Origin of the sequence: Rhodococcus sp. WMMA185 (assembly GCF_001767395.1) — a bacterium.
GTDB lineage: Bacteria > Actinomycetota > Actinomycetes > Mycobacteriales > Mycobacteriaceae > Rhodococcus_F.
This window is the reverse complement of the sequence record NZ_CP017014.1, coordinates 2,764,260-2,779,086: the sequence shown is the minus strand read 5'-3', so window position 1 is coordinate 2,779,086 and position 14,827 is coordinate 2,764,260. Positions and strand designations below refer to the sequence as shown.

The window sequence follows — 14,827 nt, the reverse complement described above, 5'->3', positions numbered from 1 at the left end:
GGTCTGCCAGTCCAATAGGCTGGCTGCCTGTGCAGCCTGTGACGAGCATTCCGGACATCCGCACAACCTCGCGACTGGCCGTCGAGGTGGCTGTGCTGGGCGACGTCGCCACCCGAAGGGGCGGTGTGCTGGTGCCGCTTCCCGGAACTCGGGCCCGGAGTCTGCTGGTCGCGCTCGCACTCCGGCCCGGACGCGGGCGTAGCGTAGCCGCTCTGGTCGAGGACGTGTGGGGCGAGGCACCGCCCAAATCACCGGCGAACGCCCTGCATACCCAGATCTCACGGCTGCGCGCGGTGCTGCCGGACGGCGCCGTCGAGTCCGGGCCGGCGGGTTACCGGCTCACCCTCGAGACCGAGCAGGTCGATCTCGCGAGGGCGCGACACCTCGCGCGGGCGGCGGGCGAGCAGCACGCCGACGGCGATCATCTCGGCGCCGTCGAGACTGTGCGGCACGCCGACTCGCTCTGGCGCGGGGAACCAGGTGCAGACCTACCCGACGGTGACCTTGCGCATGAGCTGGCGCGCGAGGCCGCGGCGCACCGCCACATGCTCGCTGCGACGGAACTTGCCGCCCTGATCGCCCTGGGCGAGTTCGCGCGAGCCATCCCGAAGGCCCGCGCCGCAGCGGATGCGGCGCCATTGGACGAGGGTGCGCATGCGGTGCTCATGGAGTGCCTACATGGTGGGGGCCGATCCAACGAGGCGCTGGAGGTGTTTGCGGGTCTTCGCCAGCGGCTGGCCAATCAGCTCGGAGTCGACCCGTCGGCGCGGCTCGTCGACCTCAATACGGTGATCCTTCGCGGCAGCCACGGTGACACGGAGCCTGCCGTCCGGGCTGTCCGGGACGAGGCGAACGCAACACGCGGATCTGAGCCCGCAACACTGCCGAGCGTGATCGGGCTGCGAGCCGCGCCGAACCAACTGCTGGGCCGGACGGCGGATCTGGACGCGCTCGAAAGGCTGCTCGAGCGCTCGCGTGTCGTCACGGTGCTGGGGACGGGTGGCACCGGCAAGACCCGGATAGCGCACGCGCTTGGTGCGCGGGCGGCCGGGCGGACGCCGGTCGTGCTCGTCGAACTGGCGTCGTCGCGCAGCGGCGAAGACCTGATTGCGGCCATCAACAGCACTCTCGGTCTCAGTGAGAACAACCTCACCCCAGGCACATTGACCCGCTCGCACATCAACTATGCGCCGCAGCGGCTGCGTGATGCGCTGTCGGCGGGGCCGACCCTGCTGATCCTCGACAACTGCGAGCATCTCATCGACGATGTCGCCGAAGTGGTGTCCGACCTGATCGGAGCGAGTGATCAACTGACGGTGCTCGCCACCAGTCGCTCCCCGATGTCGATCACCGCCGAGGCTGTGTATCCTCTGCCTCCGTTGGCAATTGGCGACGAGACGTCACCGGCGGCCGAGCTGTTCCGGACACGCGCGCTCGCAGTCCGGCCGTCGGCGAGGCTCGATCCGGCGGAGGTGACCCAGCTGTGTCGAACGCTCGACGGGCTGCCGCTCGCGATCGAGTTGGCCGCCGCGCGCATTCGTACGATGAGCGTCGAGGAGATCAACGCTCGTCTCGTGGACCGCTTCGCGCTGCTGCGGTCGGGTGACCGCACGGCTCCCGCACGCCACCGGACCCTGCGCGCCGTCATCGAGTGGAGTTGGAACCTGCTCGAGGAGTCGGAACGCGCGGCTCTACGGCGCCTGTGCCGGTTCCCCTCCGGATTCACCCTGGACGCCGCTACCTTGGTCGCGCAGTGGGGTGGGGTCGCGGACGTCGCGGACGCACTCGAAGGGCTGGCGAGCCAGTCGATGCTGTCGGTCGTCGAACCGACCGGTGGGGTCGACTCGTCGGGGCTGCGGTATCACATGCTCGAGACCGTTCGCGAGTTCGGTGAAGAACAATTGCTCATGGACTCGGATTTGCCTGAGGCCGAAGAGGTACGGCGACGGACCGCCCGGTGGGCCGAGCAGCTCTCCCAGGATGCTGTGCGCGATTTCTTCGTCGGCAAACAGATCTCGGTGGCCCGCATTGTCCGGGCCGAGCACGACAACATACGGATGGTCCTGCGACAGGCACTGGCCGAGAGGCAGGTCAGGACCGCCTTGACGGTGTTCCCGGTGCTCGGTGGCGCGTGGGCGGGTTGTGGCGCCCCCTCCGAGGTGTCCGTCTGGGCGCCGAGAGTGCTGGATCTGGACGGATCGGTTCTCTCACCCGACGAGGTTCCGGGCGACCACCTCGCGATCAGCTACGTGCTGGCCGCCATGAACGGGACGATGAACGGAAACGTCCGCACGATGGCGATCGCACGAATGCGGCTGCGGCGCTTGCTTGCCACGCGATGCGACATCTCCGAGCAGCTACGGGTCGCGGCGGCACTGATACTCACCCCGGCGAACGGCCGGGGATTGGGTCGGTTGCTCGCGACCGCCGTCCGTTCGGGCGATCCGGGCGCTCGTATTCTCGCGTTGGTGGCGCGGTCCAGCCTCCGGGAGAATGGCGGCGACCTGTGCGGCTCCGAGTCGGACGCGAAGCGCGCGCTCGGGCTGACGGTGGGACCCGACTCCTGGGATCATGCTGTGCTGAGCCAACATCTGGGCCGCCTCTGCGCTCAGTCGGGGCGCTACGTCGAGGCCATCACCTACTATGAGCGCTCAGCTGAGGGACTGTGGAATCTGCATCTCTTCGACGAGAGCCTGCAGGTGCGAGGATTCATAGTGGCTGCACTGGTCGGAGGCGGGCAGATCTCACAGGCACGAGCCGAACTCGCGCGGCTTCGTCCGGCGCACGGCGGGCTCGTGCATGCCGACGATCCGCACAACCAGGCGTCGCTCGCGATGAGCACGGCGGAGGTGGATCTCGCCGCCGGGTTCGTGGACCGTGGCCTTGCCGAATACCGGCGCGCCGCTGCACATGCCGGCGACCTCTCGGTAGCGATGGGGGTCTACCCGTACGAGGTCATCGTGACTGCGGCGGCAATCGATGCACACGTCCTCGCTGGACGGATCGAGCCGATCGCCGACCTGGCGGACCGTTTGCCGTCCGTCGCCTTGGTTCGGCTCGGGCCGGGAGGGTATCGCGATCTCCCGCAGACGGGCGCCGTGGCGTGCGCGGTCGGCGCGGTCGACATCGTCACCGGTCGAGACCCGGGCCGGGGGCTGCGGCTACTCGCGCTTGCCACGACAGTTGCCGCTCGGCAGGACTGTCCTTCCATGCGCGTGGACCGGCACCTGACGCAGGCACGGACGATCCTCGGTGACGGGCGCGTCGCGACGGCGCTGGCGTCCGTGGAGGGGACGTCCCGCGCCGCCGCGCACCGCGAGATCCTCGACATCCTCGCCGGGTCGAGCTCGTGACCCGTCAGGCCTTGCGCATGTAAATCCACACCGTCAGCGGCGCCATGATCGCGGCGATCACGGTCGCGCCGAGCAGGGCCCACACGGAGGAGATGCCGAAGTGTCCGTCGTTCGCGAGTTCGCGGACGGCGGTGACCAGATGCGACACGGGATTGACGTCGACGAAGGCCTGCATCCACCCCGGCATCGTGTCCGCCGGGACGAATGCGTTGGACAGGAACGTCAGCGGAAACAGGATCATCATCGAGCTGCCCTGCACGGCGGCGGCCTTGTTCATGACCACACCCATGAGGGCGAAGATCCAGCTGATCGCGAAGCCGCACACGATGATCAACAGTGCGGCGCACACCACGCTGACGATGCCGCCCTGGGGGCGGTAGCCCATGGCGAAACCGGTGGCGAAAGTGATGGTTGTCGCGATCAGGTACCGGACGACATCGGCGATCAGCGCCCCCGACAGCGGGGCGATCCGGGCGATCGGCAGTGATCTGAACCGGTCGAACACCCCCTTGTCCATGTCCTCGCGCAACTGCGTGCCGGTCACGGTCGACGTCGTGATCACCGTATGCACCAGGACGCCCGGGATGATGATCGGCAGATACGACTGCACGTCACCGGAGATCGCACCGCCGAAGATGTAGGCGAATACCGCTGTGAAGACGATCGGCTGGACTATCACATCGGCCAGTTGCTGGGGATTGTGCTTGATCTTGAGGAAGCCGCGGTAGGCCATCGTGAAGGTGTGGGCGACCGAGTCCCGGATGCTGACCCGGTCGACGGCCTCGACGGTCGGAGTTCCTGCGGAACCTGCGGGCCGGGAAAGTGTGGTGGTCATGCGGCGCTCCGTTCGGACTCTGAGGTGTCGTGCCCGGTGATGGTGAGGAAGACCTCGTCGAGGCTCGGCTTGGAGACAGTGATCTCGTCGACGTCGATTGACCGATCCCGTAGTTGCACAAGCAGATCTGCCGCGATCGACGGGTCGGACAGCGGCGCGGTGATGCGGCCCGATTCGGGGGTGACGGTCGCCTCGACGCCCAGCGCGGTGGAGATAACGATTCGGGCCTGCTCGATCAGGTCACGGTCCGCAAGGGTCAGATGCAGCGCCGATGCCCCCACGGAAGCCTTCAATTCGTCGGCGGTACCGTCCGCGATCACCCGACCGCGGTCGATGACCGCGATCCGGTCGGCCAGCTGATCAGCCTCATCGAGGTACTGCGTGGTAAGCAGCACGGTCGAGCCTTCCGCGACAAGTCTCCGGATGGTGTCCCACATCTGTGCGCGCGTGCGCGGATCCAGCCCGGTGGTCGGCTCGTCGAGGAACAGAAGCGGGGGCCGGGCGATGAGACTGGCCGCAAGGTCGAGACGCCGGCGCATGCCGCCGGAGAATTCCTTCAGGGGCTTGGAGGCCGCCTCGGTCAGAGCGAACTCCTCGAGCAGTTCGTCTGCTCTATGCCTGGCGTCCGGGCGGCTGCGCCCCAGCAGACGTGAGAAAATCACGAGATTCTCAGTGGCCGTGAGATCCTCGTCGACCGATGCGTACTGGCCGGTGACGCCGACGAGGGACCGGACAGCAGCCGCCTCGCGGACGACGTCGCGGCCGAAGACGCGGGCCTGGCCGCCGTCGGGACGCTGCAACGTTGCGAGCATGCGCACGGTGGTGGTCTTGCCGGCGCCGTTGGGGCCGAGCACGCCGTACACCGATCCGGTCGGCACGGTGAGGCTCACGCCATCCACCGCGCGCTGCCGACCGAATGCCTTGACGAGCCCGACCGCTTCGATCGCCGGGGGTGAGGTGTTGAAATTCATGACCTCACGGTGAGGCAGGCCGCTTGCATCGGACTCACATCGGCCTTGCATCGCGCTTGCACGGGCATACGCCGATGTGCATCGGCTCGATCGGGGCTGGTGACGGTGATGCGGGGGCTTGGGCCACTCCACCGCTCGCAGCGCAGAGTGACCGCTGGGCTCATCCGTCGTCGACGGCGCGGTCGGTGAGGGCGGCGATGACGGGGGAGAGTGCTTTCGCGTACTCGATCGTGAGGTGATTGTCGTCGCGGAACACCAGGTCGTTGCCGACTATTACCGGGCAACGGTCGGCTGTGCAGAACAGGTCGGTGAGATCGGCGTACCGTCCGCCCCCTGCTACCGTGGCCGCCGCTTCGGCCGCTATGCCGGGGGCGTTCACCGCTTCCGCGCGCTCCGGGGAACACGCCGTGGCGTCGTCGAGGTGCGCGGACAGACACGTCGGCACCGTCGAGTGCGGATCCGGAACCGGGCCGAGCACCAGCACGTCCGCCCCGGTTGCCCGTAGCTGCGTCACCATGCGGGTCAGTCCATCGAGCCACTCGGGTCCGTATGTGGTGAAGCCGAAATCTCCGCCATAGCGGCGGGACATGCTCAGCACGATCAGTTTGGGTCGCTCGGCCAGCAACCGGGCCACGATCTCGCCGCGCCACTGCACGCACTCACTGTATTCGCGACCGAGATAGGGGCTGGTCAGCGGAAGGTCCAGCAGCGGGCAGGTGACTTTGCCCAGGGTCTCCAGCCGCCAGCCCCGCTGCTCGGCGATCTGCTCGAACGCCGGGCTCCACATCGCGGCGTGCGAGTCGCCGACCAGGGCCACCGTGGTGGGCGAGGCGGTGTCGCCCGACGCGCACTCGCCTTGCCCGACCTCGAGCCATGAGCGCACACATCCGTTGACGAACACGTTCGGCGTGCTCGAGGACGCATTGGCCAGTGGAGGGGAGAGGTTCGATGGAACGGCACGCAATCCGGCCGATGCCGCGACCGCTGCCTGCACCTGCGCGGTCAGTTCGTCCACCGCGGCGTCGAGTGGATCAGCGGTGGGGGCGGCGGGTTGAGTCGGAGCGGTGACCGTCATCGCCGTGGCCGCCTGTCCTTGGCCGACCGGGACCGGTCGCACCGTGAGTAGAACCAGGCAGGCGCAGACGGCGAGCGCCGTGACGGCGCCGCCGAGAGCAAGGCTGCGGTCCGTGGAGTGGCGCAGCACCGGGGCGAACCGGACGGGGTTCTCGACCAGATGCAGTGTGAGGGCGGCGAGCCCGGCGGCCACCGCCACGGCGATCAGCTTGCCGGGCAGGTCGAGTTCATGGCCGACGAATGCAGGCGTCAGGATCAACAGCGGCCAGTGCCACAGGTACCAGGAGTACGACAGGCGCCCGACCGCACGCATCGTCGACAGCGACAGCCAGCGGCCCGCTCCGAGCTGCGGCGCCGCGCACCCGGCGCCGATCACCAACACGGTGCCCAGCACCGGTAGCAAACCCGCGGTGCCGGGATACGGCGTCGTCTCGCCGAGTCGCACGCAAGCGATGGCAATCAGGGTCAGCCCTGTCCAGCCGGCGATGACGGCGGGGAGTGCGGGCAGTCTCCGCCAGAGGGGAACGGTGAGTGCGACCAGCCCACCGGCGGCCAATTCCCATGCCCGGGACGGGAGCGTGAAGAACGCCCACGGCGGCTGTGTGTGGGTCCAATGCAGCGACACTGCGAACGATCCCATCGCGACCACCGCCAACACCAGCACGTACGGCATGACGGAGGGCGTGCGGACATCGTCGCGCGCACGTCGGCGATGAATCAGCCAGGCCGTGCCGACGATCAGAGCGGGCCACAGGATGTAGAACTGCTCTTCCACGCCGAGCGACCAGTAGTGCTGGAACGGTGACGGAGGTGCATCCGTGGCGAGGTAGTCGGTGCCTTGCAGTGCGAACCGGTAGTTTCCGACATACAGAGCGCTCGCTATGCCGTCGCCGATGGCCTGGCGCGCCTGCAACGGTGGCAGCAGCAGCGCCGAACCGATCGCGGTGGCTACCAGGACGAGGGTCCCGGCCGGCAGCAGTCGCCGTGCCCGTGCGCCGTAGAACCGGGCCACCCGGACGGTGCCAGTGGCCGCCACGTCCCGCCAGAGCAGCCCGGTGATGAGGAACCCGGAGACGACGAAGAAGACGTCGACACCGACGAACCCCCCGCCAATGCCGGGCACACCGGCGTGGAACAGAACGACGGCCAGCACCGCGACCGCTCGCAGCCCCTCGATGTCGGGGCGGAACCCCTGTTCGGCCGGGGCGCGGACGGAACCGGCCACCCGTTTGCCCAGAGAGCCCGCCGGCGTAGAGAGGATCGTCGGCGAGCCTTTCGGAGCAGCGTGGCGGCCGGAGCGGGGCACGCGCGCAATTATGCCCGCAGTGACCGGGGCCACACGAGCGCCGCGCCGCGGTCGACGGACCGTGGGGCGGCACGACAACTCATGGTGGGGCCGTGCAGGGACGTTTTTGTGTCGGTACTCGCCGATAAGTTGAACTGTTGTCCGCATCGCGGAAACGTCAGCGGGTTTGGTGCTGTGACCGGGAGGGCGAGGAATGACGACTGATGAGTACCTGCGAGGTGTGGTGGTGGGGTCGACGTTGGTACCGGCAATGATCAGTCCTGTGTCGGGTGGGCTGGTCCGTACGTGGACGCGGACCGAGAGCAAGCTGTGGGGTGTCGAGGACCCCGACTGGCTAGGTGGAGTGCTCGGCCGCGGACTGGTCGGTCGTACCCCGATGCCTGACAACCGCTTCCGCGAGGCATTGTTGCTGAACCCGGACACCGGCACACTGCTGGTGCAGGGTCGGTTCGTATCGGGGTCCGGGGAGGCACCGCAAGTGCAGGCGAACAGAGTGCAGCTCGGTAAGCCGACCCGACCCGAGACGAACCCGTGGAAAGACCTCAAACATTTCCTCACGGCGGCAGCGATCTCGGCTGCCGAGCGGGACGAGTTCTATGTGGCGGAGTTGGGAGGCTGGAATGCACCGAGTGACCCGTACTGCCTGTTCGCTGTGCTCGATCAGGGTTCTGGTCCGGTGTCCCTGCTCGAGGCAGCGCCCGCCCCACGTGGCACCGGGATCTGGCCCGAAGTACCGAGAGACCAGCCTGGGGCGACTGTGACGTCACCGCCTACCGAGTCATCACTGTCGGTGGCAGGTGCTTTCGTGGCGTCGGCGATCAATACGTGGGGTGTCACACCGTGGGACGTGGCGTTGACCTTCGGGACGGTGGGGTCGGGCGCGTGACTGCGACCAATCGGCGGCAACCTCATCGCCAAGAGGCTCTCGGTGTGGGAATCTCTGATTCGGGTGGGGCAGATGAGGAGTCAGAAGTACCAGGGGTAGGGCTTCCAGTCGGGTTCGCGCTTTTCGAGGAAGGAGTCGCGGCCTTCGACGGCTTCATCGGTCATGTACGCCATCCGGGTCGCCTCGCCGGCGAAGAGTTGCTGGCCGACGAGTCCGTCGTCCTGCAGGTTGAACGCATACTTGAGCATGCGCTGTGCCTGGGGTGACTTGCCGTTGATCTTGGTGGCCCAGTCGATCGCCACGTCCTCGAGCTCGGCATGGTCGACAACCTTGTTGACCGCGCCCATCTGGTGCATCTGTTCTGCGGTGTAGGTCTCGCCGAGGAAGAAGATCTCTCGGGCGAACTTCTGGCCCACCATCTTGGCGAGGTAGGCGCTGCCGTAGCCGCCGTCGAAGCTGCCTACATCGGCGTCGGTCTGCTTGAAGCGGGCGTGTTCACGGCTGGCGAGCGTCAGATCGCACACCACGTGCAGGCTGTGCCCACCGCCGGCAGCCCAACCGTTGACGAGGCAGATGACCACCTTCGGCATGAACCGGATCAGCCGCTGAACCTCGAGGATGTGAAGGCGGCCCGCGCGTGCCCTGTCGATCGTGTCCGAGGTCTCACCTGCGCGGCCGGTGGTCGCGTCGTGCTCGGTGTACTGATAGCCACTCCGGCCTCGGATGCGCTGATCACCGCCGGAGCAGAACGCCCAGCCCCCATCCTTGGGGCTCGGGCCGTTGCCGGTGAGAAGTACTGCGCCCACGTCGGACGTCATCCGGGCGTGATCGAGCGCGCGGTACAACTCGTCGACGGTGTGTGGGCGGAATGCGTTGCGTACCTCGGGGCGGTCGAATGCCACGCGGACGATGCCCTGAGTGACATGCCGGTGGTAGGTGATGTCGGTCAGGTTCTCGAATCCGGGAACCGGTCGCCAGTGCTGCGGGTTGAAGGTCACGGCGTCGAGGTTATCGGTGGTGTTCTCGGGTACCTGCGCGCAGGTGTTTCTTCCGCGATTACCGTGCAGGTATGAGTGAACAGACCGCCGACGCGGTAAACCGAGTGGAATCCTCACAGCGCGATGACGACTACGAGCATCACGGCGGGTTCCCCAAGTTCGAAGCCGCGACACCCACTCCCGACTGGTCACGGTTCGTCGAGGGCATGCGTACTTTGCAGGATCTCGCGGTCTCGATCGACGCACCCGATGACGTCCTGGCAAAGGCAGTCGGCCATGTCGAAGCTCTCGGTGAACTCCTCGGCCCGTACGTTGCCCCCGAAGGCAAGTCACCGGCAGGCCGGTCGATGCAACTTCCCGGACGCGGCAGCCTGCTCATGCTCCCCTGGATTGTCGACAAGTTCGGTCCGGACGGTGTGCGCAGCACCGGCGTGTTCCGGCGCTTCCACCTCGGCGGTAACGGTGCAGCTCACGGCGGCACGCTGCCCCTGCTGTTCGACGACCTGATGGGAATGATCGTCCACGCGTACGGCCGACCCATCAGCCGCACCGCCTACTTGCACGTGAACTACCGCGCCATCACGCCACTGAACAAGACGTTGACCGTGGAGGGCAGCGTCGACCGCGTCGAGGGACGCAAGACGTTCGTCACCGCACGCCTGACCGACGGGGACACCCTGCTCGCCGATTGCGAGGCGCTGATGCTCGAGTTGTTGCCCGGGCAGCCCTGACTCGTGATCTCCCTGCCTGCTGTCGAGGAAGTTCTGGCAGATGCCGCTGTGGTGAGTCTGCCTATGCGCGTGCGGTTTCGGGGCATTACGACGCGGGAGGCTCTACTACTGCGCGGTCCCGCTGGGTGGGGTGAGTTCGCACCCTTCCCTGAATACGCGGACGAGGAGGCGGCGCTCTGGCTGCAGTCCGCGATAGAACATGCGTGGCTCGGACCGCCGCCCGCAATACGGTCGGCGGTGCCGATCAATGCGACCGTTCCTGCAGTCGCGGCAGCGGCAGTGCCTGCCGTGCTCGAGCGGTATCCCGGTGCGCAAACGGCGAAAGTGAAAGTGGCCGAACATGGACAGACCTTAGGCGACGATCTCGCTCGGGTGAACGCGGTTCGCGCGCTCATCCCGAACGTGCGCATCGACTCCAACGGGGGATGGTCGGTGGATGAGGCCGAGGAAGCGCTGCGTGCTCTCTCCGCGGACGGCCCACTCGAGTATGCAGAGCAACCTTGCGCGAGCGTCTCGGAGCTGGTGGAGGTACGTCGACGGGTGCCTGAGGTACGGGTGGCGGCCGACGAGAGCATCCGCCGCGCAGAGGATCCGATGAAGGTGGTTCGGGCGGGCGGAGCCGACGTTGCTGTCGTCAAAGTCGCCCCTCTCGGGGGCATGCGGAGGCTGCTGTCGCTGGCGGACGAGTTGTCCGCGCATGGGGTGCCGGTGGTGGTGTCGAGCGCCCTCGACACAGCTGTGGGCATCGCAGCCGGTACGGCGGCGGCAGCAGCTCTTCCCGACTTACCCCTCGCCTGCGGACTGGGTACCGGCGGGTTGTTCGAGTCGGACGTGGCCCCGCCACACGTACCCGTCGGGGGGAAACTTGCCGTCCGTGCGGTGATACCTGACACAACCCGTATCGAAGCGCTGGCCGCGCCTGCAGAGCGTTCACGCTGGTGGACGGAACGGGCGCGCCGTTGCCATGGGTTGCTAGATAAACGTGACGGTCTGTTCTTCGTATAGTGTGCTGCCCGAACGTGATTGCACGGCAAAATACGGAGGCATTGAAAGTGGTTGCAGCTCTGAACGAAACCCTGCTCGGCGAGGCGCACTTCCCCGCGGTGATCGCGGACGTGGAGGCACTGATCGACGCAGAGGTTTCGGACAAGTCGGGAGCCTCGGGGCTGGCACTCAAGGGCGGCTACGCCACGGTCAAGAAGTTGGGGCCGTCCATCGTGCCGTCCGCGATCGAGGGTCTGCTGCCTGAATTCGTGACCAAGCTCGAGCCGTACTGGCAGGCATTCGCAGCCAGCGGCGAGAGTGGATTCTCCGAGTACCTGGTCGCGCGCGGCGACGAGGTCGCGGACTCGCTGCTCGGCGTCACCGACGAGCGTATCGAGGGTAGTGATCGCACGGCGATCAAGAAGGTGTACTCCTCGCTGCGTCCGTCGGCGAAGAAGAATGTGATCGAGGCACTTCCGCGTTTGGGAGTTCTCGTTCAGAAGTACGCCGGCTGACAGTTCCCGGCTGATAGTTCTCTGTGAGGTGGCGGGTTGTGCTCGGTACAGCCCGCCACCTCACGTGCGTGTCGGTCAGAACGACGCGTGCCCGTGGCGCCAGTATCCGGTGAACGCGATGTCGGACTTGGGAACGCCACGATCGATGACGAGATGGCGTCGCAGCGACGTGGCCAGCCCGCTCTCTCCCGCGACGAAGGCGTACGACGGCCCTGTCGGTAACTCGGCCTCCATGACGGAGCGCAGTGCCAGTGCTCCCGGGTGGGCAGTCGAGTCCCCGCGCACCAGCCAATGCACATTCACCCCGTCACCCACCGGAAGGTCCTGAGCGTCTTCGGCGTCGGCAATCTCGATGAATACCTCGGCGCGAAGGTCGCGAGGTGCCGATGTCATGATCCCCGCGATTGCGGGGAGCGCACTCTCGTCACCGACGAGCAATTGCCACTCGGCGCCTGGTGTGGGGTTGTAGACCCGCCCCTCGTCGAGTATCGCCAGTTCGTCCCCGGCTTCGGTCGTACTCGCCCACGCGGATGCAGGCCCGAGGTCGCCGTGCGCTGCGAAGTCGATGTCGATCTCGGTGGTGCCGCCGAACGTTCCCGATCCTGCCGCACGAAAGTCCCGGATCGTGTAGTTGCGTACGACAGGCCGGACATCTTTGGCCATCAGCCTGTAGTGGGTGTACCAGAGACCACCCCCGCTGCTTGGTAGCCGCAGCGTTTTCTGACCCGGCTGGGGAACGAACATTCGGAACCATTGATCGAAACCCATCGGGATCACGGAGCCGAGTTCGTCTCCTGCGATGGTGACCCGCACGAAGTTCGGGCTGATCTTCTTGCTGGCAACGACCCGCGCGGACGAGATCCGTCGGTTCTGAGGCTTTATGAACTTGCCGCGCTTGGCCATGGCGTTGGTGTATCCCCCATCGGGTGTTGTCCGTCAGGTAAGCCTAACCAATGGCCTCGATGTCGGGCTCAGGTCACCATACGAACTTTGCCGGATCCTGCGGATTTGTAGGGTCTGGCAAACTCGAGGTCGTGAACCCTTCCACTGCACAAGCCACCACAGTCGTCGATGAACTGGTCCGTGGCGGAGTGCGAGACGCCGTACTCTGCCCGGGTTCGCGGAATGCGCCGCTCGCATTCGCATTGCAAGCGGCCGATGCCGAGGGACGTCTGCGGTTGCACGTGCGCATCGACGAACGCACTGCGGGGTTCCTCGCTGTGGGATTGGCCGTCGCGAGCGGCAGACCCGTGCCGATCGTCATGACGTCCGGTACTGCGGTGGCCAATCTCGGTCCCGCGGTCTTCGAGGCCAACTACGCACGGGTGCCGCTTGTGGTGCTCAGCGCGAATCGGCCCTACGAGATGCTCGGAACGGGCGCGAACCAGACCATCGAGCAGCTCGGACTGTTCGGTGAACAGGTGCGTGCCGCAATCAGTCTGGGGCTGGCTGAGGATGACCGCGATCAGAACAGTCAGTGGCGGTCGGCGGTGTGCCGGGTTCTCGCTGCGGCGCGTGGGACGCGGTCGGGCAATGCCGGTCCGGTGCAGTTCGACATTCCACTGCGGGAACCTCTTGTCCCCGATGTTCATGCTCAGGGCCCGATCCCGCAGGGGCGACCGAAGGGTGCGGCGTGGACCACGACCGTGCACGCGACGCTCGACGTTCCACTCGAGCTCGATGTCACTGCCGACACGATCGTGATCTCCGGGCACGGCTCTGCCCTGCGGCCTGAACTCGCCGGACTGCCGACGGTCGCGGAACCGACGGCGCCGCTGCACGGCATTCCGGTTCACCCGATGGCGCTGTCGCAGCTCAACCCTCGCCAGGCCATCGTTACCGGACGCCCGACGCTGCACCGGTCGGTGTCCAAGGTGCTCGCCGATCCGAGGGTTGACGTGTATGCGCTTACCACGGGTCCGCGCTGGCCGGACGTGTCCGGCAACGTCCGAGCTACAGGCACCCGCGCAGTGGTGACCGGGGAGCCCGACGCCGCCTGGATCAACCGCTGCCGCACGCTGTCGGAACACACCGACAAGGCAGTACGCGAGCAACTCGCCGCCCACCCGAACGCGACGGGGCTGCACGTGGCAGCTGCGGTGATGGACGCCCTTTCCCATGGTGATCAGCTTCTGCTCGGGTCGTCCAACCCTGTGCGCGATGCTGCGCTGGTCAGCTACCCGTCTCCGCGGATCCGCGTTCTGTCGAATCGGGGCGTGGCCGGCATCGACGGCACCGTGTCGGCGGCCGTGGGCGCGGCTCTCGCGTACGACGGGGGACGCACGGTGGCCCTGCTCGGTGACCTCACATTCCTGCACGACGCCTCCGGATTACTCATCGGCCCGGAGGAACCACGACCGTCAGACCTGACCATAGTGGTGGCCAACGACGACGGCGGAGGCATCTTCGGGCTGCTCGAGCAGGGCGATCCGCAATACTCCGGCGCGTTCGAACGGGTTTTCGGTACGCCGCACCACATGGATCTCGCCGCGCTGTGTGCCTCCTACCGCGTAGAACACCACCTGGTCGATGTCGGTGAGCTATCCGATCGGCTGAGCGCTCCGTCGGGTCCTCCTGACCGCGGAATCCGGGTGCTCGAGGTGAAGACCGACCGCTCCGGGCTACGCGAGTTGCATGCCTCGGTGCGCGCGCAGTTGTGAACGCGCAGATAGCCGCCCGCCTCGGGCGTTCAGTGTTGGTAGTGGCGACCGGGATCTCGATCCTGGCCGTCCTCCTGGTGTTGGCCGCATGGAAAGACGACCACACCATCGACTCGGACAAGGGCGTCGCTACAGCCGAGGTGCTGTCGGCAGGATCGCTGCGTTCAGCGATCATCTTCGTCACACCCGACGGCGTGACGCACAATCCTCAACTCGGCGTGCTCTACCCGACCAACCTCACGGTGGGTCAACGGATCGACGTCGAATATGCGCGCAGCGATCCCGACCTGGTCCGGGTGTCGGGCCGCGACGCCAGGGTGGCGATCGTGCCGGCCGGGTCCGTGATCGTGGTGACATGGCTGATCGCGGGGCCTGTGTGGTGGTATCTCCGCCGACGCGAGCGTTTGGCCGTGGCCTCGGCGCCGAGTTCGTCGCGGACCTGACGAGGCTTGTTCGAGCCGGGCATCCCGAGCCGGGCATCCCTCGAGGGTGTCCAGCTCGGGTCTTCGAGCGC

The 14,827-nt window shown here is 66.9% G+C and carries 12 protein-coding genes; 7 read left to right on the top strand and 5 right to left on the bottom strand.

The window, feature by feature from the left end:
• Window positions 1–29 precede the first annotated feature (29 nt).
• Window positions 30–3,353 carry a BTAD domain-containing putative transcriptional regulator gene (locus BFN03_RS12455; RefSeq protein WP_070379257.1) on the top strand — a complete coding sequence of 1,108 codons (3,324 nt, stop codon included), beginning with the start codon at window positions 30–32 and terminating at the stop codon, window positions 3,351–3,353.
• 4 nt (window positions 3,354–3,357) lie between these two features.
• Here BFN03_RS12455 and BFN03_RS12450 read toward each other — a convergent pair whose 3' ends face one another.
• The 3 genes from BFN03_RS12450 to BFN03_RS12440 form a co-directional block, all read right to left on the bottom strand.
• Window positions 3,358–4,188, bottom strand: a complete 831-nt coding sequence (locus tag BFN03_RS12450) for an ABC transporter permease (RefSeq protein ID WP_070379256.1) — start codon at window positions 4,186–4,188, stop codon at window positions 3,358–3,360.
• The gene (locus tag BFN03_RS12445) at window positions 4,185–5,159 is read right to left on the bottom strand and encodes an ATP-binding cassette domain-containing protein (protein ID WP_070379255.1); all 975 of its coding nucleotides are present in this window, start codon (window positions 5,157–5,159) and stop codon (window positions 4,185–4,187) included. Before BFN03_RS12445 ends, BFN03_RS12450 begins: the two co-directional genes overlap by 4 nt.
• A gap of 160 nt (window positions 5,160–5,319) precedes the next feature.
• A complete protein-coding gene (locus BFN03_RS12440; protein ID WP_442971886.1) occupies window positions 5,320–7,470 on the bottom strand; it encodes an acyltransferase family protein in 2,151 nt (716 codons plus the stop codon).
• A 262-nt stretch (window positions 7,471–7,732) separates the two neighbouring features.
• On the opposite strand from BFN03_RS12440, the gene BFN03_RS12435 reads away from it, so the two are divergent.
• Window positions 7,733–8,425, top strand: coding sequence for a hypothetical protein (locus BFN03_RS12435; protein WP_070379254.1), 693 nt, complete (start codon window positions 7,733–7,735; stop codon window positions 8,423–8,425).
• Window positions 8,426–8,505: 80 nt separating this feature from the next.
• On the opposite strand, the gene BFN03_RS12430 is transcribed toward BFN03_RS12435, so the two are convergent.
• Window positions 8,506–9,423, bottom strand: coding sequence for a 1,4-dihydroxy-2-naphthoyl-CoA synthase (locus tag BFN03_RS12430; RefSeq protein WP_070379253.1), 918 nt, complete (start codon window positions 9,421–9,423; stop codon window positions 8,506–8,508).
• A 71-nt stretch (window positions 9,424–9,494) separates the two neighbouring features.
• On the opposite strand from BFN03_RS12430, the gene BFN03_RS12425 reads away from it, so the two are divergent.
• Genes BFN03_RS12425 through BFN03_RS12415 form a run of 3 tightly spaced genes read left to right on the top strand, consistent with a single transcriptional unit; the run spans window position 9,495 to window position 11,653 of the window.
• Window positions 9,495–10,154, top strand: a complete 660-nt coding sequence (locus tag BFN03_RS12425) for a PaaI family thioesterase (protein WP_070379252.1) — start codon at window positions 9,495–9,497, stop codon at window positions 10,152–10,154.
• A 3-nt stretch (window positions 10,155–10,157) separates the two neighbouring features.
• Window positions 10,158–11,159, top strand: a complete 1,002-nt coding sequence (locus BFN03_RS12420; protein ID WP_070379251.1) for an o-succinylbenzoate synthase — start codon at window positions 10,158–10,160, stop codon at window positions 11,157–11,159.
• Between the two features lie 47 nt (window positions 11,160–11,206).
• Window positions 11,207–11,653: a DUF6918 family protein gene (locus BFN03_RS12415; RefSeq protein WP_070379250.1), complete on the top strand. Its 447-nt coding sequence runs from the start codon at window positions 11,207–11,209 to the stop codon at window positions 11,651–11,653.
• A 75-nt stretch (window positions 11,654–11,728) separates the two neighbouring features.
• Here BFN03_RS12415 and BFN03_RS12410 read toward each other — a convergent pair whose 3' ends face one another.
• Window positions 11,729–12,556: a siderophore-interacting protein gene (locus BFN03_RS12410; protein ID WP_070379249.1), complete on the bottom strand. Its 828-nt coding sequence runs from the start codon at window positions 12,554–12,556 to the stop codon at window positions 11,729–11,731.
• Window positions 12,557–12,687: 131 nt separating this feature from the next.
• On the opposite strand from BFN03_RS12410, the gene menD reads away from it, so the two are divergent.
• Together menD and BFN03_RS12400 are read left to right on the top strand one after the other, a co-directional pair.
• Entirely contained in the window at window positions 12,688–14,313 is a 1,626-nt protein-coding gene (gene menD, locus BFN03_RS12405; protein ID WP_070379248.1) for a 2-succinyl-5-enolpyruvyl-6-hydroxy-3-cyclohexene-1-carboxylic-acid synthase, read from the top strand.
• A complete protein-coding gene (locus BFN03_RS12400) occupies window positions 14,310–14,756 on the top strand; it encodes a DUF3592 domain-containing protein (protein WP_070379247.1) in 447 nt (148 codons plus the stop codon). The genes menD and BFN03_RS12400 overlap by 4 nt, the downstream gene beginning before the upstream one ends.
• Window positions 14,757–14,827 lie beyond the last annotated feature (71 nt).